Consider the following 23,108-nt stretch of genomic DNA (forward strand, 5'->3'; position numbering starts at 1 on the left):
TTTTTGGCTCCTGAGGGTGTTGTAGCCCCGAAGTGGTCTGATAAATATTCCGGCAACTGCTCGAACACGCTCGATGAGGAGCCCGACAGATGGCCGGCAGCACAGTGCGGAACGGACGGCAAGGCAGACGACTGACCGCGTGGGCGGTGCGTGCGACGGCGGCGGCCGCGTGCACCACCCTCGCGCTCACGGCGTGCGGCAGCACCAAGGACACCGGCGCGAGCAGCGCCGGCGGCAGCAGTGGTACCGGCAAGGTGGGGGTGATCCTGCCCCTGCTGACCTCGCCGTTCTGGCAGTCGTACAACGACTATGTGCCGAAGATGGCGAAGTCCGAAGGTGTCCAGGCACTGAAGACGGTCAACTCCAACAGCGACCCCTCGCAGCAGATCACCGACATCAACAACGAGCTGAACCAGGGCGTCAAGGGCCTGGTCGTCGCCCCGCTGGACAGCGCCGCCATCGAAGCCGGCCTCGACCAGGCCGAGCGCAAGGGCGTACCGGTAGTCGCCGTCGACGTGGCGCCCGACAAGGGCAAGGTCGCGATGGTCGTGCGCGCCGACAACGTGGCGTACGGCGAGAAGGCCTGCGAATACCTCGGGGCGCACATCACCAGCGGCAAGGTCGTACAGATCATGGGCGACCTCGCCTCGGTCAACGGCCGTGACCGGTCGGAGGCGTTCAGGGCCTGCGTCAAGGAGAAGTACCCGAAGCTCAAGGTCCTGGAGATCCCCGCCAAGTGGGAGTCCGACACGGCGGCCTCCAAGCTCGACACGCTCCTCAACGCCAACCCCGACATCAAGGGCATCTACATGCAGGCGGGCGGCGTCTACCTTGCGCCCACCCTCCAAACCCTCAAGTCCAAGGGCCTGTTGAAGACGGCGGGCAAGGCCGGGCACATCACGATCGTCTCGAACGACGGCATCCCGCAGGAGTTCGACGCGATCCGCAAGGGCGAGATCGACGCCACCGTCTCCCAACCGGCCGACGCCTACGCCAAGTACGGCATGTACTACATCAAGGCCGCGATGGCGGGGAAGACCTTCAAGCCCGGCCCCACCGACCACGACTCCACGATCGTCAAGCTGCCCAGCGGCATCCTCGAGGACCAACTGCCCGCGCCGCTGGTCACCAAGGACAACGTCGACGACCCCAAGCTCTGGGGCAACACGGTCAAATGAGTACCCCACTGACCACTCCGCTGGTGGAGGCGACGGGAATCGTCAAGCGGTACGGCCCCACCGTCGCCCTCGCCGACGGCCGACTCACCGTACTGCCGGGCGAGTCCCACGCCCTCGTCGGCCGCAACGGCGCCGGCAAGTCCACCCTCGTCACCGTCCTCACCGGACTCCAGGCCCCCGACGAGGGCACGGTCCGCTTCGACGGCGAGCCCGCGCCCCCGCTCACCGACCGCGACGCCTGGCGCGCCAAGGTGGCCTGCGTCTACCAGAAGCCCACCGTGGTCCCCGAGTTGACGGTCGCCGAGAACCTCTTCATCAACCGTCAGCCGACCTCCCGCGGCGGAGTCATCAGTTGGCGCCGACTCCGCACCGAGGCCGCCGAACTCCTCGACACCTGGGACGTGCGCGTCGACCCCGAGGCGCGCACCGCGGACCTCAAGGTCGAGGACCGCCAAATGGTGGAGATAGCAAGGGCGTTGAGCTTCGGCGCCCGGTTCATCGTCCTCGACGAACCGACCGCCCAGCTCGACAACCGGGAGATCGAGCGGCTCTTCACCCGGATGCGGGCGCTCCAGGAGTCGGGCGTCACCTTCCTGTTCATCTCGCACCACCTCCAGGAGGTGTACGAGGTGTGCCAGACCGTCACGGTGCTGCGCGACGCCCGCTGGATCACCACCGCACCGGTCGCCGACCTCCCGCGCCGCGCCCTGGTGGAGGCCATGGCGGGGGAGTCCATCGCCGAACTCGAAGTGCAGCTAAGGGAGTTGGACAGCGAGGCGCCCGTCCTCCTCGACGCACGAGGGCTCACCTCCGAGTCGTACCAGAACGTCGATCTCACCGTCCGCCGCGGCGAGGTCGTCGGACTCGCCGGGTCCAGCGGCAGCGGCAAGATCGAGCTGGCCGAGTCCTTCACCGGGCTGTACACCCCGACTGGCGGCACCGCCCAACTCGACGGCGAGCAACTGCCGTTCGGGGATGTGCAGGCCGCACTCAAGGCCGGTGTCGGATGCGTACCGCGCGACCGGCACGGGCAGGGGCTGGTCTTCGGGATGTCCATCGGGGACAACGCGACCATGACGGTCCTGGACCGGCTCGGCCGCTTCGGTTTCGTCGGCACCGACCGCAAGCGCGCGTTCGCCACCGACCTGATCGACCGCCTCGACATCCATGCCGAGGGCCCCGAACAACCCGTCTCGGACCTGTCCGGCGGCAACGCGCAGAAGGTCGTCATGGCCCGCGCGCTGGCCTCCGATCCCAGGCTGCTGGTCCTCATCAACCCCACCGCGGGCGTCGACGTGAAGTCCAAGGAGTCACTGCTCGCCCGCATGGACAGCGCCCGCGACGACGGCACCGCCGTGCTCGTCGTCTCCGACGAACTCGACGACCTGCGGCGCTGCGACCGCGTCCTCGTCCTCTTCCACGGCCGCGTCGTCGCCGAGCACCCGGCGGGCTGGCGCGACCACGAGCTGATCGCCTCCATCGAAGGAGTGGACCATGGCTGACACCAAGGCGGCCCCGCCGCTCGCCGCCCCACGCGCCACCGGGGCGGGCTCGGCCCGCACGGTCCTGCTCCGCCGGGCCCGCGAACTCGCTCTCGTACCAGCCCTGTTGGTGCTCCTGGTGCTCGGCGCGATCGTCAACGACTCGTTCCTCACCGAACGGAACCTGATCTCCATCCTCGGTGCCTCCGCCGCGCTCGCGATGGTGGTCCTGGCCGAGTCGCTGATCCTCATCACCGGCAAGATCGACCTGTCCCTCGAGTCGGTGGTCGGCATCGCGCCCGCCATCGGCGCCCTGCTGGTCCTGCCGACCGCCGAGTCCGGCTGGGGCACCGAGTGGGCGGCCCCGCTCGCCCTCGTCGCGGTCCTCGTCGTCGGCGGGATCATCGGCGCCTTCAACGGCATCCTCGTGGTGAAGTTCAAGCTCAACGCCTTCATCGTCACCCTCGCCATGCTGATCGTGCTGCGCGGACTGCTGGTCGGCGCCACCAAGGGCAAGACGCTGTTCGGCATGCCGGACTCCTTCTTCACCCTGGCCACCAGCACCTTCCTCAACGTCCCGATGTCGGTGTGGCTGGCCGCGGTCTGCTTCGCGGTCGCCGGGTTCGTGCTGAAGTACCACCGCGTCGGCCGCGCCCTGTACGCGATCGGCGGCAACCAGGAGGCGGCCCGCGCGGCCGGCATCCGCGTCGACCGCATGCTGCTCGGCGTGTCCGTCGTCGCGGGCGTCCTCGCCTCGGTGGGCGGCATCATGCAGACCGGCTACGTCGGCGCGATCAGCGCCAACCAGGGCAACAACATGATCTTCACCGTGATGGCGGCCGCGGTCATCGGCGGCATCAGCCTCGACGGGGGCAAGGGCACCATGTTCGGCGCTCTGACCGGCGTACTCCTCCTGGGAGTTGTCCAGAACCTCCTCACCCTCGCCCAGGTCCCGTCCTTCTGGATCCAGGCCATCTACGGCGGAATCATCCTGGTCGCCCTCATGATCGCCCGCGTCACCACGGGCCGCGCCCAGGACTGACCCCACCGGCCTCCGGCACCCGCACGGCACCGGATCCCTGTACCCGACCGAAAGGCCTTCCGTGTCCCCGACCCCCGCCCGCATCACCGCGGTCGACACCTACGACATCCGTTTCCCCACCTCGCGCGAGCTCGACGGCTCCGACGCGATGAACCCGGACCCCGACTACTCGGCCGCGTACGTCGTGCTGCGCACCGACGCGGCCGACGGGTACGAGGGGCACGGGTTCTCCTTCACCATCGGGCGGGGCAACGATGTCCAGGTCGCCGCGATCGACGCGCTGCGCCACCATGTGATCGGCCGGCCGGTCGACGAACTGTGCGCGGATCCGGGGTCGTTGAACCGCGAGCTGATCGGCGACAGCCAACTCCGCTGGCTGGGGCCCGAGAAGGGCGTGATGCACATGGCGATCGGCGCCGTCATCAACGCGGCCTGGGACCTCACCGCCAAGCGCGCCGGCAAACCGCTCTGGCAGTTGCTCGCCGACGCCGACCCCGAATGGCTCGTCAGCCAGATCGACTTCAGGTACATCACCGACGCTCTCACCCCGGACGAGGCCCTCGACATCCTGCGCCGTGGCAGGGCGGGCGCGGAAGACCGTAGGAACATCCTTTTGGAGCGCGGCTTCCCCGCCTACACCACCTCCCCCGGCTGGCTCGGCTACGACGACGAGAAGCTCACCCGGCTCGCGGTGCAGGCCGTCGCCGACGGCTTCCGGCAGATCAAGCTGAAGGTCGGCGCCGACCTCGACGACGACATCCGCCGTTGCAGGGTGGCCCGTTCGGTGGTCGGGCCCGACATCCGGATGGCTATCGACGCCAACCAGCGCTGGGACGTGGCCGAGGCGATCCGCTGGACCAAGGCGCTCGCCGAGTTCGACCCGTACTGGATCGAGGAACCCACCAGCCCCGACGACGTGTTGGGTCACGCCACCATCCGCGCGGCGGTCGCGCCGGTCAAGGTCGCCACCGGCGAACACGTCCAGAACCGCATCGTGTTCAAGCAGTTGCTCCAGGCCGGCGCCCTCGACGTCCTCCAGATAGACGCGGCCCGCGTCGGCGGCGTCAACGAGAACCTCGCGATCCTGCTGCTCGCCGCCAAGTTCGGTGTCCCCGTCTGCCCGCACGCGGGCGGGGTCGGACTGTGCGAACTCGTCCAGCATCTCTCGATGTTCGACTACCTCGCCGTCTCCGGGACGACCGACGACCGCGTCATCGAGTACGTCGATCATCTGCACGACCACTTCCTCGATCCGGTGGTGATCCGCGAAGGTCACTACATGGCACCCACCACACCAGGGTTCTCGGCCACCATGCGTCCCGAGTCCATCGCGCGTTACACGTTCCCCGACGGCACCTTCTGGGCCGCCGACCTCGACCACCAGAAGGGACACGCGGCATGACCGACTTCGAGGGCCTCAAGGCCCTGGTCACCGGCGGCGCCTCCGGCATCGGCCGGGCCACCGCCGAACTCCTCGCCGAACGCGGCGCGTCGGTCGCCGTCCTCGACCTGGACCCGAGCAGCGTCGAGAAGCCGCTGCTCGGCTACCGCGCCGACGTCACCGACGACGCCTCCGTACGACAGGCCGTGGCCTCGGCGTTCGCCGACCTCGGCGGACTCGACGTGGTGGTCAACAACGCGGGCATCGGCGCCCAGGGCACCGTCGAGGACAACGACGACGAGGAGTGGCTCCGCGTCCTGAACGTCAATGTGATCGGCATGGTCCGGGTCGCCCGGGCCGCCCTCCCGCATCTGCGCGCGTCGTCCCACGCGGCGATCGTCAACACCTGCTCCATCGCCGCCACGGCCGGTCTTCCCCAACGCGCCCTGTACAGCGCCACCAAGGGCGCCGTGTACTCCCTCACCCTCGCCATGGCCGCCGACCACGTCCGCGAGGGCGTCCGCGTGAACTGCGTCAACCCCGGTACGGCGGACACCCCTTGGGTCGGCCGGCTGCTCGACTCCGCCGCCGACCCGGCCGCCGAACGCGCCGCCCTGGCCGCCCGCCAGCCCTCCGGCCGCCTCGTCTCGGCGGCCGAAGTCGCCGGCGCCATCGCCTACTTGGCGAGCCCGCTGTCCGGCGCCACCACCGGCACCGCGCTCGCCGTGGACGGCGGCATGCAGGGCCTGCGGCTGAGGCCGGTGGGCCAGTGAGCACCCTCGGCGCGAGCGGGGTCGAGGTCGGCGGGCTGGGTTTCGGCGGGGCCGCGATAGCCAACCTGTACACCGAGGTGAGCGACGACCAGGCGTATCAGGCCGTCAACACGGCCTGGCAGCAAGGCATTCGCTACTTCGACACCGCGCCGCACTACGGCCTCGGTCTGTCCGAGCGCCGCCTGGGTGCGGCTCTGCGCGAGCACCCGCGGTCGTCGTACGCGATCTCCACCAAGGTCGGACGGCGGCTGGAACCCGTCGAGAGGGTGACCGGTGACGACCTCGCCAACGGGTTCGCCGTGCCCGCCGCACAGCGCCGCGTCTGGGACTTCAGCGCCGACGGGATACGCCGCACCCTGGACGCGAGCCTGGAACGGCTCGGCCTCGACCGCGTCGACATCGTCTACCTCCACGACCCCGACGACCACGCCGAAGAGGCCTTCCGCGAGGGCTATCCCGCCCTGGAGAAGCTCCGCGCGGAGGGCGTCGTCGGGGCGATCGGCGCGGGCATGAACCAGGCCGAGATGCTCACCCGCTTCGTCCAGGACACCGACGTGGACGTGGTGTTGTGCGCGGGCCGCTACACCCTGCTCGACCAGAGTGCGCTGAGCGACCTCCTCCCGGCAGCCGTGGCCCGCGGCAGGTCGGTCGTCGTCGGCGGGGCCTTCAACTCCGGTCTGCTGGCGGACCCGAAGCCCGACGCGACGTACAACTACGCCCAGGCTCCGGCCGAGGTGCTGGACCGCGCCCTGGGAATGAAGGCCGTCGCCGAGCGGCACGGCATCACGCTGCGCGCCGCCGCCCTCGCGTTCTGCGCCGCCCACCCCGCCGTGGCGAGCGTCCTGGTCGGTGCCCGGTCGGCGGCCGAAGTGCGGGACTGCGCCGAGCAGTTCGCCGCCGTGGTGCCCGCCGCGTTCTGGCAGGAGCTGCGCGAGACGGGCCTGCTGTCCCTCGATGCCCCGGTGCCCGCGGAGGAGCCGTCATGAGAGCGGAGGAGTCGTCATGAGAGTCGCCCTGCACACCAAGGTCCGCGCCGACCGCGTCACCGAGTACGAGAACGCCCACCTCGACGTCCCCAAGGAACTCACCGCCGCGATCCGCGCCGCCGGCGCCACCTCCTGGACGATCTGGCGCAGCGGCACCGACCTCTTCCACGTCCTGGACTGCGACGACTACGCCCGCCTGCTGGCCGAGTTGGACCAGCTCCCGGTGAACGTGGCCTGGCAGGCCCGCATGGCGCAGCTCCTCACCGTGGTGCACGACTACTCCGGCAAGGGTACTGACGCCGGCCTGCCCGTCGTATGGGAGCTGCCATGACCGTCGACGCCCACCACCACGTATGGGACCTCTCCGTCCGCGACCAGGACTGGATCACCGGGCCCGAACTCCAGCCCCTGCGCCGGGACTTCACCGTCGCCGACCTCGAACCCGAGGCCCGGGCGGCCGGCGTCGACCGGACCGTCCTCGTCCAGACGATCACCGTCGCCGAGGAGACCCCGGAGTTCCTCGCCCTCGCCGACGCGCACGACCTGATCGCCGGAGTCGTCGGCTGGACCGACCTCACGAGCCCGGACATCACCGACGAACTGGCCCGCCTGCGCGAACTCCCCGGCGGCCACTACCTGAAGGGCATCCGCCACCAGGTACAGGGCGAGCCCGACCCGAACTGGCTGCTGCGCCCGGACGTACGCCGAGGCCTCACCGCCGTGGCCGACGCGGGTCTCGTCTACGACCTGCTGGTCCTGCCCCACCAGTTCCCGGCCGCCGTGGAGGTGGCCGCCTCGCTGCCCCAACTCGCCTTCGTCCTCGATCACTTGGGCAAGCCGCCTGTCGTCTCGGGACAGTTGGAGCCCTGGGCGACCTCGCTCAGCGGCCTCGCCGCACTCCCCAACACGTACTGCAAACTGTCGGGCCTGGTGACGGAGGCCGACTGGAAGACCTGGGGCACGGAGGACCTGCGCGGCTACGCGGACACCGCACTCGACGCCTTCGGCCCGAGTCGGCTGATGTTCGGCTCGGACTGGCCGGTGTGCACCCTGGCGGCGACGTACGGCCAAGTCGCGGAAGCGACAGGTGAGTTGACGGACGGTCTCGGCACGGCCGAGCGCGCGGAGGTGTTCGGGGGCACGGCCACCCGCGTCTACGGTCTCTGAACCGCGGTCGCCAACCGCGTCGGCGGCAGATACTCCCGTACGAACGTCCGCTCCCAGCACGCGCCCGTCTCCCGCAACTCCCGCCAGGACGTGCACCGGTAGCGGAAGAGACGGGCCCGGACGTAGCGCGGGGGCGCGTCGGGCGGGAACGGCGAGTGGCGCAACAGCCGTAGCGTGTCCCGGTCGTTGGCCAGGAGGCGTTCCACCAGGGCGCCGAACCACGGATCGGCGTAGCCGGGGGAGAGCGCCGCGAACCACAGCATCCAGTCCAGTCGCAGGTGGTACGGCGCGAACTGGCGTGGCCAGCGCCGTGGATCGCCCGGCTTGCCCTTGAACTCGTACTCCCGCCAGTCGGAGTCCTCGCGGGGTACGGCGTCCGTCGTGCCCTCGATCACCACTTCGTGGCGGATACGGTTGACGGTGCCGAACGCGCCGTAGCTGTTGACCAGATGGAGCGGATCGAACGAGCGGTTCATGATCTGCCGGCGGGAGACCATGTTGCGGACCGGGTTCCGGCTGAGCCACAGCAGCAGGGCGGCGACCGTGAGGACCACGGCCTCGTACCAGACGGGTGGGCCGGGCAGCGGCGGCGGTGTGTGCGGGAACCGGATCGCGGACAGGGCCAGCGCGATGGTGAGCCAGTTCAGCCAGGCGAAGTTGCCGGACAGGACCAGCCACAACTGGGTGGCGATGATCAGGGACGCGGCTGCCGTCGCGATCGACTGAGGGGTGAACAGCAGGACGGGGACGACGAGTTGGGTGAAGTGGTTGGCGGCGACCTCGACCCGGTGCAGCGGTCGGGGGAGGTGATGGAAGAACCAGCTCAGAGGGCCCGGCATCGGCTGTGTCTCGTGGTGGAAGTCCAGACAGGTCAGCTTCCGCCAGCACGCGTCACCGCGCAGCTTGATGAGACCCGCGCCGAACTCCACCCGGAACAGGACCCAGCGCAGCAGGAACAGCACCACGACCGGCGGAGCCACCTCGTCGTTGCCCAGGAAGACGGCCAGGAAGCCGACCTCCAGCAACAGCGACTCCCAGCCGAACGCGTACCAGGTCTGGCCGACGTTGACGATCGACAGATACAGCACCCACGGCACCAGCCACAGCAGCATCCCACCCCAGAGCGGCAGTTGGGAGTCGAGCCCGGCCGCCAGTGCCGCCGACACCGCGCAGCCCGTCCCTGCGCAGACCGCGAAGAAGCGGTCCGTGTAGTGGAATTGGAAGACGCCCGGGGCCCGCCGGAACGGCATGCGGTCGAGGAAGCGGGGGACCGGCAGCATGCCGTGCTCGCCGATCAGCGCGCGGAACTGCCGGGCCGCGGTGAGGAACGCGACCAGATAGACACCGGCCAGGGCCCGCTGGAAGACCAGCCTGCCCAGCCAGTAGTCGGGTGCGGTGAACCATCCCACGACCGTGCGCTCCTCCCTCCATCGTCACACCTCGGTCGACCGTCACTCTCCGTGATCCACGCCTCCGGTTGCGTGACCCAAGTGGGTGAAGCAGACAATAGTGGCGAATCACCCGGCTTGAGGCGGGAGAACGAGGTGCGCACATCCACCGGAACCATCGCCGCGGCCTGCGCGCTCTCGGCGACGCTCCTCGTCGCCGGCTGCGGCGGCGAGAGCGGCGAGGACACGAAGTCGAGCGGCGAGGTGTTCCTGCAGCCCGTCGGGGCACAGGGCCCCGACCCCTTCACGGACTCCACGGCCACCGCGCCGGGCTCCCCACCTCGGGTCACCCGAACGCCGCAGTCGACACCTGCGCGGACCGCATCTCCGTCCGCCCGTCCCTCGACTTCCCCGTCCGCCGGCCGTATGCGTGCCGTCTCCGGTGCCACGCCCGGCCTGTACGGCGGGACCGCGCGGGCCGGCAGTTGCGACGTCGAGCGGCAGATCGCCTATCTCACCGCCGACCGGGCCAAGGCCCGCGCCTTCGGGCAGGCCGAGGGGATCTCCCCTGGCGCGATCCCCGGCTATCTGCGCGGGCTGACCTCGGTGGTGCTGCGCGCCGACACCCAGGTCACCAACCACGGGTTCCGTGACGCGCGGGTGACCGGATTCCAGTCGGTCCTCCAGGCCGGTACCGCCGTCCTCGTCGACAACCGGGGCGTGCCCCGCGTCCGCTGTGCCTGCGGTAACCCGCTCAAGGCGGGCGTGCCGGGCGGGAGCGCCTCCGGCGACGGCGGGCGGTCCTGGTCCGGGTTCCGGCCCGCCGAGGTGGTCGTGGTGACCCCGGCGCCGCAGGTGATCACCAACATCACGATCATCAACGTCGTCGACAACACGTGGATCGAACGGCCCCTCGGCCATCGCGGGCCCCATCACGACCATGTCGTACCGCCGCCGACGCATGTGACGCCGACGCCGGTCCCCAGGCCTTCGCACCCCACGCGGACGCCGTCCCGCCCTTCGCAGCGACCGCACGAGAGCGCGTCCGGCGGCATCTCGCCGCCCGACGTCACGAGTCCGGCGCCCAGCAGCAGTGCGAGCGCCGCCCCGGAGACATCGCCCTCGGACTGCGTGACCCCGACCGTCACGGTCACCCCGGGCGCGACCGGCGCCCCGGCGGCCGTAGCGGCGTCCCCCGGCGTCACGGCGTGCCCCGCCGCGACCGCCACGGCCAGCCCGCCCGGCGGCACCCGCACGCCGTCACCGCGCGGTACCACCGCGAGCGCCGAGCCGCCCTCGACGGCCCTGCCGGAGCCGTCCCGGGGCACGGACTCCCCGGACGAGATCGGCCCGCCGAGCGTCCCGGAGGCCCCCGACCCGCCCGACGGCGGTGGACGTATCCCCGACGACGACACCAGCAGCATCTTCGACAGCCCCACGGACGTCTTCGACGGCTGACCGTGCGACGGGGGCGCAGCACTCGGAGAGGGCGAGGCGTAGCGCTCGGGCGAGACGGGGTCGTATCGCTCGGACAAGTCGAATAATCGGGTAAATCCTGGCAAGGTGGGCCGCATGGTTGATCGGGGAGCGAGCGCCCTGTCACTCCCGGACGACTGGCCCGCCCACCCGGACCCGATCCTGGCGCTCAACCGCATGGGCAGCTTCGACTGGGACCTGGACAACGGCCTGTTCCACATGGACGCCCAGGCCCACGAGGTCTTCGACCTGCGCCCCGACGAGTACGACGGACACCCCGAGTCGCTCGCGATCCGGGTACCGCCCCCGGAGGGCTACCGGCTCGACGGTCTCGTCTCGCAGGCCATGAAGGACGGCAGCGAGAACTACGGCGCCTACTTCCGGATGCGGCTGCGCGACGGCAGCCTGCGCTGGACCCACACCCAGGGCTACATCCGGCGAGACGAGACGGGCCGCCCGCGCCGGATCATCGGCATCGTCCGGGACGCCACCCGGGAGCTCGCCGAGAGCGCGGCCCGCCGTGAGCAGGCCGCCCAGGACGCGGCGCTGCGCCGGCAGACCAACATCGTGCAGCTCACCACCGCCGCCCTCGCCCACGCCCGGACCGTCCAGGACGTGATCGACGTCCTCAAGGACACCCACGGTCTCGTCCACCTCGGCGCGACCAGCCTGGTCATGGGCCTGGTCGAGGCCGGCCGGATCCGCCTGGTCGCCGAGGGCCCCGAGGGCAGCTTCGTGCCCGGCACCGAGGTCACCCGAATCGACGAGCAGTACCCGATGGGGGAGGTCGTACGGACCCTCGCCCCGGCGTTCATCGAGTCCCCGGAGGAGTTCGCCGAGCGGTACCCGCTCCTGTGGCCGCACATCACCGACCTCGACATCACCGCGGCCGCCTATCTGCCGCTGATCGCCCAGGCCCGGCCGATCGGCGCGATGGGCCTGCTCTACAACGACCGGCGCGGGTTCACGGCCGATGAACGCAATGTGCTCGTCGCGCTCGGCAGCAGCATCGCGCAGAGCCTCCAGCGCGCCATGTTCTACGAGCAGGAGAAGGACCTCGCCCAGGGCCTCCAGCAGGCCATGCTGCCGCGCGCGATCCCCAGCGTCCCGGGCGCCGACGTCGCGGTCCGCTACCGGTCCGCCAAGCTCGGGCGGGACATCGGCGGCGACTGGTACGACCTGATCCCGCTGCCCGGCGGGCGGGTCGGCGCGGTCATCGGCGACGTCCAGGGCCACGACACGCACGCCGCCGCCGTCATGGGCCAACTCCGTATCGTCCTCAAGGCGTACGCCGCCGAGGGGCACACCCCGGCCACCGTGATGGCCCGTGCCTCCGTCTTCCTCCACGAACTCGACACCGACCGCTTCGCCACCTGCCTCTACGCCGAGGCCGACCTGTCGACCGGAGTGGTGCAGGTGGTCCGGGCCGGTCATATCGACCCGCTGGTACGGCAGTTGGACGGGACCTGTCGCCGGATGACCGTCGCGGGCGGCCTGCCGCTCGGGCTGTCCGCGGAGTTCGGGCGGCTCGAATACCCCGTCTCGACCGTCGAACTCGACCCCGGGCAGACCCTGTTGCTGTGCACCGACGGCCTGGTCGAACAGCCCGGGGCCGACCTCGACGAGGGCATGCAGACCCTCGCCGCGCTCATCGCCTCCGGCCCCGACGACGTACGCGACCTCGCCGATCTGCTCATCGACGTGGCCGAGGAACGCGGCGGCGAGGACGACGTGGCGCTGCTCCTGCTGCGCCGGCGCGGCCAGGACGCACCGCGGTCCGGCGGCCGGCTCCAGCAGCATGTGGCGCCCGGCGACTCCGAGGCCCTCACCGAGGCACGGCACATGATCCGGGCCGCGGTCCGCGCGTGGGGCGCCGGTGAGCGCTCCGACGAGGTCGAGCTGGTCGCCGACGAGCTGATCACCAACGCGCTGATGCACACCGAGGGCTCCGCGATCGTCACCCTCAGAGTCCTCAACGGCACGGAACGCCGGCTGCGCGTCGAGGTCGAGGACTCCTCCAGCGCCCTCCCGCGGCGCCGCGAGGCGGGCGAGGACGGTGTCTCGGGCCGGGGTCTGCTCCTGGTCGACATGCTCACGGACGTGTGGGGTGTGGAGGCGCGCGGCAGCGGCAAGTGCGTCTGGTGCGAATTCCTGACCCCGGAAGGGACCGGACCGGAACAGACACGGTCCTACCCGACCGGACCGGAACATCCGTGGCCCGGCCCGACCTGACCCCGCGGGCCGCTGATGGCACCCTGGACCCATGCCGGAACTTCCCGAGGTCGAAGCGCTGAAGGACTTCCTGACCGAACACCTCGTCGGCCACGAGATCGTCCGGGTGCTGCCCGTTGCCATCAGCGTCCTGAAGACGTACGACCCTCCGCCCACCGCGCTGGAGGGCCACGAGGTGGTGGCCGTGCACCGGTACGGCAAGTTCCTGGACGTCGAGACGGACGGCGGCCCGCACTTCGTGACCCACCTCGCCCGCGCGGGCTGGCTGCACTGGAAGGACCGTCTCCCGGACGGCCCGCCCCGCCCCGGCAAGGGCCCGCTCGCACTCCGCGTGGCCCTGGAGACCGGCGAGGGCTTCGACCTGACGGAGGCGGGTACGCAGAAGCGCCTGGCGGTGTACGTCGTGGCCGACCCGCAGTCGGTCCCGGGCGTCGCCCGCCTGGGCCCCGACCCCCTGGCCGACGACTTCGACGAGCCGCGCTTCGCCGAGCTGCTGAAGGACGAACGACGCCGGCTCAAGGGCGCCCTGCGCGACCAGACCCTGATCGCCGGGGTGGGCAACGCGTACAGCGACGAGATCCTGCACGCGGCGAAGATGTCCCCGTTCAAGCTCGCCTCGTCGCTGACCCCGGCCGAGACCCGCACGCTCTACGAGGCCCTGCGCGCCACCCTCACCGAGGCAGTCGACCGCTCCCGGGGCGTGGCCGCCGGCCGCCTGAAGGCGGAGAAGAAGAGCGGCCTGCGCGTGCACGGCCGCACCGGGCAACCCTGCCCGGTCTGCGGCGACACCATCCGCGAGGTCTCCTTCAGCGACTCCTCACTCCAGTACTGCCCTACCTGCCAGACGGGCGGCAAGCCGCTCGCGGACCGGCGGATGTCGAAACTGCTCAAGTAGTCGTCACTGCCCAAGCAGCCACCAGGGAACGTCCGTTCCGTCGCGGGTCGTCCTCATGACCGCCGACCCAGGGACCCCCTCCGCGTGGTCCCTGCGTCAACCGGCCATCGTGGGCCCGGACTTCAGTGCGAGGTGAGCCGCACCAACTGCTGTCCGTCGGCCGTCCGCACGTCGTAGTGATCGATCTCGGCGGGGTGCATCGCCGCGCCACCCTGCATCGTGATCATCGTCGCGTCGTGCTCGGGTACGTTCCAACTGGTCACGGTCTGCTCGGAACCGTCGCGGCCCACGACCACCAGACGGCAGGACCGGGGGCCCGCACCGTCCTTGATCTTCAGGGACACATCACTGCCGTAGTTCTCGTTCGCGGCCGTGATCTGCGCCCACACGCCCGACTTCGCGTCGGTCGCCGTGAGTTGTACGGCACCGTCGCCGTGCGCGGCGAGGGTCGCCACCGCGGGCCCGCCCACGGCGAACACCACCGAGGCGGCCACGGCGTACAGAAACCGCCGCCGTCCGGCCCGCTGTCGCGAGGCGACCTCGCCGAGCAACCGGTCCAGCAACCGGGGACCGGGTTGTGCCATGGGGTGCACAGAGCGCGGCGTCGCACGCCGGTACAGCATCAACTGCCGTGAGGCGGGACCGAATTCGGTCACATGAGCCGCGCAACTGGTGCACTCCATGAGGTGATCCTCGAAGCGGAAGGCGTCCGCCTCGTCCAGCACGCCTAGCGCGTACGCGCCGACGTCGCGATGCCTTTCCAGGGACCTCATGCCGAATCCTCGTGCCGTTAGGTGCGGGTGGGGTTACTCCTTGCTCCCATCGGTACGCACCAGCCAGCCGAATCACTCAAGGCACACACAGAATCGCAACCAACAGTTCGGAGCGGGTGGGCCCATGGATTGGTCCCCGTTTCAAAAAAGATGGATGGCGAGATGGCCGAGCGGCAGACCGAGCTGCCAGGCGGGCGTCCAGACCTGGGGTCCGTCGTCCTCACCGGTCACCGGACCGCCTCCGGGGCCCGGCACCGCGTCCAGGTCCGGCGCGAGCAGCTCGGTCTCCTCCAGCCAGCGCCAGGCGGCCTCCGCGAGCACCAGATCCGGTGCGTCGGCGCCGGATTCGGCGGCCTCGGCCGTCAACTTGGACATACGTTCCGCGACCCAGTCCTGCCACGGCTGGTCGTACGCCGTGAGCGAAAGCCAGGTCTCCAGTTGAGTGACCACCCGGATACCGGACAACTCGCCGTCCGTGTCGGAGAGGAAGATGGTCAGCGCCAGCGCGTCCCGTCCCGCACGGAACTCGAAGGACGTCGGCGGCATCAGGTCGCCGGTCCGCAGCAACTCGTCGGCGATGTACTCGGCGTACAACCAGGCCATGGGGACGGTGAGTTCACCGCCACCGGTGCCGTCCGTGCTCTCTTGACCTCTGTGCAGCATCCCTTCCTGCCTTCCTCCGGTGCGTGCGCGTCGCCCGGCCCGAGGCTCCGTCAGGAACCCCGAGCCCCCCAGTCCGGAACACGGATGAGGACAGCCGATTACTCAACCAGGGTCCCGAGCAAGGCGCTTTACGGAGGTTTGACCAATCAATTGGTTTCACCGCAGGTCGGCGGCATAACCCGGAAGCACCCGGCGCAGGGCGCGCAGCGCGTAGTACGCGCGGGACTTCACCGTACCGGGCGGAATCCCGAGTGCCGCCGCGGCCTCCGCCACACTCGCCCCGTGGAAATACACGAGCACCAGGACTTCACGGTGCTCCGGAGTGAGTGTCTTCACAGCCTCCCGCACATCGAGCGTCGCCGCCGACCGTTCCGCGTGATCGGCACAGACGCGTGCGTTCTCCAGCACCGCGTCCCCGACCTCGGGCGGTCGCGCCTGCCGGGCCCGGCGCGCGTCGATGGCGAGCCGCCGGCCCACCGTCAGCAGCCAGGGCCGTACGGACTCGAAGTCGTCGGCGCGCAGCGCCTCGGGGTGCTGCCACGCGCGGACCAGGGTCTCCTGGACGAGGTCCTCGGCGCGCTGGCGGTCGCCGTCGCAGAGCCGGAGCAGCAGCGCGAAGAGCGGCCTGCCGTGCTCGCGCTGCAGTGCGGCGAGCTCGTGCTCGGCGGTCGTTCCGTCTCTGAGCGTGGGTCCGGCCGTCATGGCCGTATGGCATCGCAGCGTGCGGCCCGGGGACAGGGCGCGCACAGGGGGGTGCGGCGGACGGTCGATCGCGTCGACGAACGGTGCGACGAACGGTCCGGGTCACCCGGCGATCCGCCGCACGCGCACACCGGACGGGTCATCGGAGGCCGGAAGTCGTTTGCGGGGGCGGTGAAGTTCATACCTATTGGTGGGTAAATATGACCACAGTGGGGTGAATTGATGATTGCACGCAGACGCCAGGTGGCCGTCGCCCTCGCGGGCCTTCTCACCGCGGCCGCCGCCTGCCAGGCCCAGCACCACGACTCGAAGGCGTCCGCCCGTCCGGCGCCGCCCGCTCCCCGCGGCTTCACCCTCGTCGCCGCCGGTGACATCCTCCCGCACAGCTCCGTCCTCGACCGGGCCCGCTTCGACGCCGGCGGCACCGGCTACGACTTCCGGCCGATGCTCTCCGCCGTCCAACCCCTCGTCTCCCGCGCCGATCTGGCGCTGTGTCACATCGAGAGCGTCTACGGCGACTCCACCGGTGGCGCGCCCCTCACGTCCCCGCCCGAGGAGGCCCAGGGCCTCGCGGCGACCGGTTACGACAGTTGCTCCACCGCGTCCGACCACAGCCTCGACCTCGGCGCCGCGGGCGTGCAACGCACGCTCGACACCCTCGACGGCGCCGGCGTACGGCACACGGGGACGGCGCGCACCGACGCCGAGGCGCGCGCGGTCACCCTGCTGCGCGCCGGTCCGGCGAAGGTCGCCCAGCTCGCCTACACCGCCGACACGAACGGTGTCCCGCTCCCGCAGGGCGAGCCCTGGTCCGTCAACCTCCTCGACCCCGCCCGCGTCGTCGCCGACGCCCGGGCCGCCCGCCGCGCGGGCGCCGACGTGGTCGTCGTCTCCCTGCGCTGGGGCACGCCGGGCCAGGACGCGCCCGACCCGCGACAACTGGAGCTGGCCAGGGAACTCACCGCCGCCCGCACCGACGGCCGCCCCGACATCGACCTCATCCTCGGCACCCACGCCCGCACCCCGCAGGCGTACGAGAAGGTCAACGGCACCTGGGTGGTCTACGGACTCGGCGACCAGATCACCGGCGAGATGTACGACAACGCGGGCACCCAGGACCCCGGCGGCAACCTGAGCACCATCGGCCGCTTCACCTTCGTACCGCCCGCCCGGCCCGGAGGGCGCTGGGAGGTGACCCGGGCCGAGTTCGTCCCGCAGTTGTTCGACATCGACGCGGGCCGGGTCGTCGACGTCAACCGGGCGATCGGCCAGGGCGCCGACCTGACCGGCGACCGCGACCGCATCCGCGAGGTGGTGCTCAGCCGGGGCGCGGCGAAGGACGGGCTGGTGATGGGGAAGTAGCGGACGGTCAGTCCACGTCCACGTGGTCGAAGGTCCTGAGGATCTCGGTGAGCACCCGTACGCACGCGCTGAGGTCGGCGTCGGTCAGATCGCCGCCGACCTGGCGGTTCAGGTGGTGCTCGCGGCCGAGGACGGACGTGATGACGGCGCGGCCCTCCTCCGTGAGCCGGATCAGGGAGGACCGCTGGTGTGCGGGGTTGGGTGTGGCCTCCACCCAGCCGTGGACCGACGCCTCGTTGACCATGCGCTGCACGAACTGCCGGCTCAGGGCCTGGGCCCGGCCCATCTGGGGCACCGTCATGGGCCCGTGCTGTCGCAGCAGGTCCAGTACGGCGCGTACGCCGACGGAGACCCCCTCGACCGGTTCGCCCTGCTCGACCTTGCGCAGGGCGCGCCGGTAGAGCGGGCCCACCAGATCGAACACCTCGGTGAGGCGATGGCCGAGTTCGTCGGGGGAGAGGGGAGGGGGGAGGGGAGCGGAGTCGTTCACGGCCACATCATGACACCTGGGTTGCCAAACCCATGTCCAAGATGACACCTTGGTTGTCATGACGGCTGCTTCGGAACTGAGCTTCTTCGCATCTGCCGACGGGGACCTGGCCTACCGCGACGTGGGCACCGGCGCCCCCGTGGTCCTCCTCCACTCCGGCTTCGCCGACCACCGCGTCTTCGACGACCAACTACCGGCCCTCACCCCCGACTTCCACGTCATCGCCCCCGACATCCGGGGCCACGGCTTCTCGGCCAACGCGAGCAGACCGTTCCGCTGGGCCGACGACCTGGGGAGCCTCCTGCGCCACCTCGACCTCGGGCCGGCGGTCCTGGTCGGCCTGTCGATGGGCGCGGCCGTAGCGACCGACACCGCGCTGGAGCACCCCGAACTGGTCCGCGCGATCGTCGTCGGCGGCGGCGGGACCAGCGCGTTCGAGTACAAGGACCCGCAACTGCTGGAGCACACGGCCCGCGCCGGTCAACTGCTCTGCGCGGGCGACATCGAGGGCTGGCTGGACCACTTCCCCGAAGGCGTGGCAGGCCCGCGTCGCACGCCGGACGAGGTCGACCCAGTGGTCCTGCGACGCCTGCGTGAACTGACCGCCCACACGATCTCCAAGCACACACCGGGCGAGAAGGACTGGTACGTCCCCTTGGACGACCCCTGGCCCCGCGTCCCGAAACTCGACGTCCCCGTCCTCGCCATCCACGGCGCCCTCGACTGGCCCGACAGCCTCGCCATGGCCCAGCGCTTCGCCGACACGGTCCCGAACGGCCGCGCCGTGACGATCGAGGGCGTCGGCCACTACCCGAACATGGAGAAGCCGGAACGCTTCAACGAGATCCTGACGGACTTTCTCGGCACGCTCTGACTGAGCGAGGCGACGGGCCGACCAGGGCGCAACCGCCGGCTGTCACGGGCACGACCGGCTATGGCACGCCCGCCGACGGCTACGGCGTCACCTCCCCACCTTCACCATCTACAGCACGGTCGCCGGTGGCTACGGCGTTACCGCCCGGCTCCGGCCCCATCGCCACCGGCTATGGCATGCCCCCGGCGGTTACGGCGTCGCCGCCGGGCCACGGAGCGGCCGCTGGTGGCTAGGGCGTCACCGCCCAGCCACCGCCCCACCCCCACCGGCTACCGCACGACCGCCGGGCGGTCACGGCATCACCGCCGGGCCACGGCCCAACCGTCACCGGCGACGGCATCACCGCCCCCCGCCCAACCGCCGGAGGCTACGGCACCACCGTCACCGGCCACCGCCCCGCCTTCACCAACCGCACCGCCACCGACCCGATGATCCGGTGCCCCGCCTGTTCCGACGCGCCGACGATGACCGCGTCGGCCTTGAGCTGGTCGGCCGCCTTGACCAGCCCGCCGTAGGGATCGCCGCGGAAGGTGTGGAACTCCCAGCGGATGTCGAATATCCCCTTCACGCGCTCGGTCTCGTGGCGGATCTGCGCGACGAGGTTCTCGGCGATCTCGTCGGTCGTGTCGGCGACCGGTGCCCCCATGGCCGCGCCCGCCGCCAGCACCGGCTGCACGTACACCATCGCGAGCAGCGCGCCCTGACGCCTGGCCAGGCCCGCGGCATATGCCGCCGCCCGGAGCGAGGAGTCGGAGCCGTCCACTCCGGCCACGATCACCTTGGGCCCGTCCGTGCCTCGCTCGAACTGAGTTGAGTGCTGTTCCGTCACGGCCGTGAGGCTATCGGAACCAGCAGGTCCCGAACCCGCCCGGGAGCGCTCGACGGGCGCGCCGCCCGCCCTGTTCCTACAGTCGGAACCATGACTGCCACCGCGGAGGCCGCCAGGTCCAAGGACACCAAGGGTCCGATACGACCGCCCGGCAACGGCTTCCTCAGCAGGGTGCCCGAGGGCTTCGCGACCTTCTTCGGCGCCCTCGGCCTGCTCTGCGTCCTGCTCGCCCTCATCGCCCCGCTGCGCCGCGTACTGCGCCCGGTGGTCCGCTTCCTCGACCTGCTGATCGTCCCTGTCAGCGCCAACCTCGCCTACGCCGTCTTCCTCTTCCTGCTGGCCGCCGCGACCGCCGCCCGCAAGAAGATCGCCTGGTGGCTGGTCGTCGTCTATCTGGGCCTGCTCGTCCTGACCGACATCCTCGGCGTGGCCCTCGGCCTGTACGCCGAGTCCCTCCCGTCGCTCATCGTGTGCGCCCTGCTGCTGGTCCTGCTGATCGTGGCCCGCAGCCAGTTCTACGCCGCCTCCCGCCGCGCGGCCGTCCGGCGGGCCCTCGCCGTCCTCCTCGCCGGACTCGCCGTGGCGATCCTCGCCGGCTGGGGACTGGTCGCCCTGTTCCCCGGCACCCTGCCCACGAGCCAGCACCTGGGCTGGGCCGCCGACCGGGTCTGCGGCGGCCTGGTCTCCGGCCGCTCCTTCGACGGGCGCCCGCCCCGCGCCCTGTTCTTCCTCCTCGGCCTGTTCGGCGCGCTCGCCCTCCTCAACGCGGCCACCGTCCTCTTCCGCTCCCAACGCCTCGAAGCGGCCCTGCACGGCGACGAGGAGGACCGCATCCGCGCCCTCCTGACGGCCTACGGCGGCCAGGACTCCCTCGGCTACTTCGCCACCCGGCGCGACAAGGCCGTCGTCTTCTCGCCCAGCGGCAAGGCCGCCGTCACCTACCGCGTCGAGGCCGGCGTCTGCCTCGCCAGCGGCGACCCCGTCGGCGACCGCGAGGCCTGGCCGCACGCCATCGCCGCCTGGCTCGACCTGGCCCGCCGCCACGGCTGGGCCCCGGCTGTGATGGGCGCCTCCGAGGACGGCGCGAAAGCCTTGGCCCGCGCGGGACTTGGTGCCCTCCAACTCGGCGACGAGGCCATCCTGCACGTCGCCGACTTCGACCTCGCCGGCCGCGACATGCGCGTCACCCGCCAGGCCGTGAGCCGCGTCCGCCGCACCGGTGCCACCTGCCGCATCCGCCGCCACGCCACCCTCACCGACGCGGAGATGGAGGAGATCGTCGACCGCGCCGACACCTGGCGCGACACCGAGACCGAACGCGGCTTCTCCATGGCCCTGGACCGCCTCGGCGACCCGGCCGACGGCGACTGCCTCCTCGTCGAAGCGCTCGGCGAGGACGGCAAGTTGCTCGCCCTGCTCTCCCTCGTCCCCTGGGGCACCGACGGCGTCTCCCTCGACCTGATGCGCCGCGACCGCACCGCGCCCAACGGCGTCATGGAGTTCATGGTCGCGGAACTCTGCGTCACCGCACCGAAGTTGGGCGTCCACCGGATCTCCCTCAACTTCGCCGTGTTCCGCTCGGCCTTCGAGGAGGGCGCCCGCATCGGCGCGGGTCCCGTGCTCCGGCTGTGGCGCCGCCTGCTCCTGTTCTTCTCCAAGTGGTGGCAGTTGGAGGCCCTTTACCGCTCCAACGCCAAGTACCAGCCCGAGTGGTACCCCCGCTTCATCTGCTACGGCGAGACCGCCTCCCTCGCCCGCATCAGCCTCGCCTCCGGCATCGCCGAGGGCTTCGTCTCCGTACCGTCGCTGCGCCAACTCTGGGGAAAGGGGCACCAGAAGAGCGGCCCGCGGCCCGCGACCACCGCGGACCTGCCGCCCCTGTCGGCGCTAGGCCTCGGCGGCGAGGACGAGGCCGACGGCCCGGAGAGCGGACTGCCCGAACAGGTCCGCGTCCGGCACCACAAGCTCGACCGCCTCCGCGCGGCCGGCATCGACCCCTACCCGGTCGGCGTCCCGCAACGCACCCACACCCTCGCCGAGGTCCGCGCGGGGGACCAAGTCACCGTCGCCGGGCGGGTGATGCTCGTGCGCGACCTCGGCGGCATCGTCTTCCTCACCCTGCGCGACTGGTCCGGCGACCACCAACTCGCCCTCACCCGCGCCGGGTCGGGCCCGGGCCTCGACCGCTTCGTCACGGACACCGACATCGGCGACCACATCACCGCCACCGGCCGCGCGGGCACCAGCGACAAGGGCGAACCCACCGTCTTCGTCACCTCCTGGCAGCTCACCGGAAAGTGCCTGCGCCCGCTGCCCGACAAACACCGCGGCCTCACCGACCCCGAGGCCAAGGTCCGCATGCGCTACCTCGACCTCGTCGCCAGCCCCGCCGCCTGTGACGTCGTCCGCGCCCGCTCCACCGCCGTACAGGCCCTGCGCCAGGGCCTGTTGGAGCGCGGCTACCTGGAGGTCGAGACCCCGATGCTCCAGCAGATCCACGGCGGCGCCAACGCCCGCCCCTTCACCACCCACATCAACGCCTACGACCTCGACCTGTATCTGCGCATCGCCCCCGAGCTGTACCTCAAACGCCTCTGCGTCGGCGGCCTGGAGAAGGTCTTCGAGATGGGCCGCACCTTCCGCAACGAGGGCGTCTCCTACAAGCACAACCCCGAGTTCACGATGCTGGAGGCCTACCAGGCGTACGCCGACTACGACGTGATGCTCGACCTCGTCCGCGAACTGATCCAGGGCGCGGCCACCGCCGCCTTCGGCTCCGCCGTCGCCCGCAAGGACGGCGAGGAGTACGACATCTCCGGGGTCTGGCCGGTGAAGACCGTGCACGGCGCGATCTCCGAGGCGCTCGGCGAGGAGGTCGACGCCGACACCGACCTGGCCCGCCTGCACCGGCTGTGCGACCGCGCGGGCGTGCCGTACGGCGCCGACGACGGCCGCGGGGACGTCGTACTGGAGATGTACGAGCGGCTGGTGGAGGAGCCGACCCGGCTGCCGACCTTCTACAAGGACTTCCCGACCGACGTCTCCCCCCTCACCCGGCAGCACCGCACCGACCCGCGGCTCGCCGAACGCTGGGACCTGGTCGCCTTCGGCACCGAACTCGGCACCGCCTACTCCGAACTGACCGACCCCGTCGAACAGCGCCGCCGCCTCACCGCCCAGTCGCTGCTCGCCGCCGGGGGAGACCCCGAGGCGATGGAGCTCGACGAGGACTTCCTCGACGCCCTCGAATACGCGATGCCGCCCACCGGCGGACTCGGCATCGGCGTCGACCGACTCGTCATGTTCCTCACCGGTCTGACGATCCGTGAGACGCTGCCGTTCCCCCTCGTCCGGCGGCGCTGAGGGGACGAACACTGGGCCGGGCGGGTGTTTTCCTGCCGCCGCACCGGTGTTGC

At 71.0% G+C, this 23,108-nt stretch carries 20 protein-coding genes; 14 read left to right on the forward strand and 6 right to left on the reverse strand.

Annotation, left to right across the window (positions count from 1 at the left end; translation table 11 throughout):
• Positions 1-89 precede the first annotated feature (89 nt).
• From OG223_RS46200 to OG223_RS46235, 8 genes are all read left to right on the forward strand, one after another.
• Positions 90-1,178: a sugar ABC transporter substrate-binding protein gene (locus OG223_RS46200; RefSeq protein ID WP_329262771.1), complete on the forward strand. Its 1,089-nt coding sequence runs from the start codon at positions 90-92 to the stop codon at positions 1,176-1,178.
• Positions 1,175-2,680: a sugar ABC transporter ATP-binding protein gene (locus OG223_RS46205; protein ID WP_329262773.1), complete on the forward strand. Its 1,506-nt coding sequence runs from the start codon at positions 1,175-1,177 to the stop codon at positions 2,678-2,680. The genes OG223_RS46200 and OG223_RS46205 overlap by 4 nt, the downstream gene beginning before the upstream one ends.
• Positions 2,673-3,701 (forward strand): ABC transporter permease, encoded by a 1,029-nt coding sequence (locus OG223_RS46210; protein ID WP_329262776.1) that lies wholly within the window; start codon positions 2,673-2,675, stop codon positions 3,699-3,701. Before OG223_RS46205 ends, OG223_RS46210 begins: the two co-directional genes overlap by 8 nt.
• Before the next feature lie 61 nt (positions 3,702-3,762).
• Entirely contained in the window at positions 3,763-5,103 is a 1,341-nt protein-coding gene (locus tag OG223_RS46215; RefSeq protein WP_329262778.1) for an L-fuconate dehydratase, read from the forward strand.
• The gene (locus OG223_RS46220; RefSeq protein WP_329262780.1) at positions 5,100-5,855 is read left to right on the forward strand and encodes an SDR family NAD(P)-dependent oxidoreductase; all 756 of its coding nucleotides are present in this window, start codon (positions 5,100-5,102) and stop codon (positions 5,853-5,855) included. The genes OG223_RS46215 and OG223_RS46220 overlap by 4 nt, the downstream gene beginning before the upstream one ends.
• Entirely contained in the window at positions 5,852-6,841 is a 990-nt protein-coding gene (locus OG223_RS46225) for an aldo/keto reductase (protein ID WP_329262782.1), read from the forward strand. Before OG223_RS46220 ends, OG223_RS46225 begins: the two co-directional genes overlap by 4 nt.
• A gap of 16 nt (positions 6,842-6,857) precedes the next feature.
• Positions 6,858-7,172: an L-rhamnose mutarotase gene (locus tag OG223_RS46230; RefSeq protein ID WP_329262783.1), complete on the forward strand. Its 315-nt coding sequence runs from the start codon at positions 6,858-6,860 to the stop codon at positions 7,170-7,172.
• Entirely contained in the window at positions 7,169-8,008 is an 840-nt protein-coding gene (locus OG223_RS46235; protein WP_329262785.1) for an amidohydrolase family protein, read from the forward strand. The genes OG223_RS46230 and OG223_RS46235 overlap by 4 nt, the downstream gene beginning before the upstream one ends.
• Here OG223_RS46235 and OG223_RS46240 read toward each other — a convergent pair.
• Entirely contained in the window at positions 7,996-9,417 is a 1,422-nt protein-coding gene (locus tag OG223_RS46240; RefSeq protein WP_329262788.1) for a lipase maturation factor family protein, read from the reverse strand. The genes OG223_RS46235 and OG223_RS46240 overlap by 13 nt on opposite strands.
• Before the next feature lie 135 nt (positions 9,418-9,552).
• On the opposite strand from OG223_RS46240, the gene OG223_RS46245 reads away from it, so the two are divergent.
• From OG223_RS46245 to OG223_RS46255, 3 genes are all read left to right on the forward strand, one after another.
• Entirely contained in the window at positions 9,553-10,854 is a 1,302-nt protein-coding gene (locus OG223_RS46245; RefSeq protein ID WP_329262789.1) for a DUF6777 domain-containing protein, read from the forward strand.
• Between the two features lie 114 nt (positions 10,855-10,968).
• Entirely contained in the window at positions 10,969-13,104 is a 2,136-nt protein-coding gene (locus OG223_RS46250) for a SpoIIE family protein phosphatase (RefSeq protein ID WP_329262792.1), read from the forward strand.
• Between the two features lie 31 nt (positions 13,105-13,135).
• Positions 13,136-13,999 carry an Fpg/Nei family DNA glycosylase gene (locus OG223_RS46255; protein ID WP_329262794.1) on the forward strand — a complete coding sequence of 288 codons (864 nt, stop codon included), beginning with the start codon at positions 13,136-13,138 and terminating at the stop codon, positions 13,997-13,999.
• A gap of 122 nt (positions 14,000-14,121) precedes the next feature.
• On the opposite strand, the gene OG223_RS46260 is transcribed toward OG223_RS46255, so the two are convergent.
• The 3 genes from OG223_RS46260 to OG223_RS46270 form a co-directional block, all read right to left on the reverse strand.
• A complete protein-coding gene (locus OG223_RS46260; protein WP_329262795.1) occupies positions 14,122-14,772 on the reverse strand; it encodes a zf-HC2 domain-containing protein in 651 nt (216 codons plus the stop codon).
• Positions 14,773-14,913: 141 nt separating this feature from the next.
• Positions 14,914-15,435: a hypothetical protein gene (locus OG223_RS46265; protein ID WP_329262797.1), complete on the reverse strand. Its 522-nt coding sequence runs from the start codon at positions 15,433-15,435 to the stop codon at positions 14,914-14,916.
• 156 nt (positions 15,436-15,591) lie between these two features.
• On the reverse strand, positions 15,592-16,137 hold the full coding sequence (locus tag OG223_RS46270) for a sigma-70 family RNA polymerase sigma factor (protein ID WP_329262799.1): 546 nt from the start codon (positions 16,135-16,137) through the stop codon (positions 15,592-15,594).
• Positions 16,138-16,359: 222 nt separating this feature from the next.
• Here OG223_RS46270 and OG223_RS46275 point away from each other — a divergent pair, with 222 nt between their 5' ends.
• Positions 16,360-17,499 carry a CapA family protein gene (locus OG223_RS46275; protein ID WP_329262800.1) on the forward strand — a complete coding sequence of 380 codons (1,140 nt, stop codon included), beginning with the start codon at positions 16,360-16,362 and terminating at the stop codon, positions 17,497-17,499.
• A gap of 7 nt (positions 17,500-17,506) precedes the next feature.
• On the opposite strand, the gene OG223_RS46280 is transcribed toward OG223_RS46275, so the two are convergent.
• The gene (locus tag OG223_RS46280; RefSeq protein ID WP_329262802.1) at positions 17,507-17,989 is read right to left on the reverse strand and encodes a MarR family winged helix-turn-helix transcriptional regulator; all 483 of its coding nucleotides are present in this window, start codon (positions 17,987-17,989) and stop codon (positions 17,507-17,509) included.
• Between the two features lie 58 nt (positions 17,990-18,047).
• Between OG223_RS46280 and OG223_RS46285 the strand changes: the two genes are divergently transcribed.
• Positions 18,048-18,863 carry an alpha/beta fold hydrolase gene (locus OG223_RS46285; RefSeq protein ID WP_329262805.1) on the forward strand — a complete coding sequence of 272 codons (816 nt, stop codon included), beginning with the start codon at positions 18,048-18,050 and terminating at the stop codon, positions 18,861-18,863.
• 367 nt (positions 18,864-19,230) lie between these two features.
• Here OG223_RS46285 and OG223_RS46290 read toward each other — a convergent pair whose 3' ends face one another.
• Positions 19,231-19,692 (reverse strand): universal stress protein, encoded by a 462-nt coding sequence (locus OG223_RS46290; protein ID WP_329262807.1) that lies wholly within the window; start codon positions 19,690-19,692, stop codon positions 19,231-19,233.
• A 90-nt stretch (positions 19,693-19,782) separates the two neighbouring features.
• Here OG223_RS46290 and lysX point away from each other — a divergent pair, with 90 nt between their 5' ends.
• Positions 19,783-23,055 carry a bifunctional lysylphosphatidylglycerol synthetase/lysine--tRNA ligase LysX gene (gene lysX, locus OG223_RS46295; protein ID WP_329262808.1) on the forward strand — a complete coding sequence of 1,091 codons (3,273 nt, stop codon included), beginning with the start codon at positions 19,783-19,785 and terminating at the stop codon, positions 23,053-23,055.
• Positions 23,056-23,108: the final 53 nt, after the last annotated feature.

This window comes from Streptomyces sp. NBC_01478, from assembly GCF_036227225.1.
Classification (GTDB): domain Bacteria; phylum Actinomycetota; class Actinomycetes; order Streptomycetales; family Streptomycetaceae; genus Streptomyces.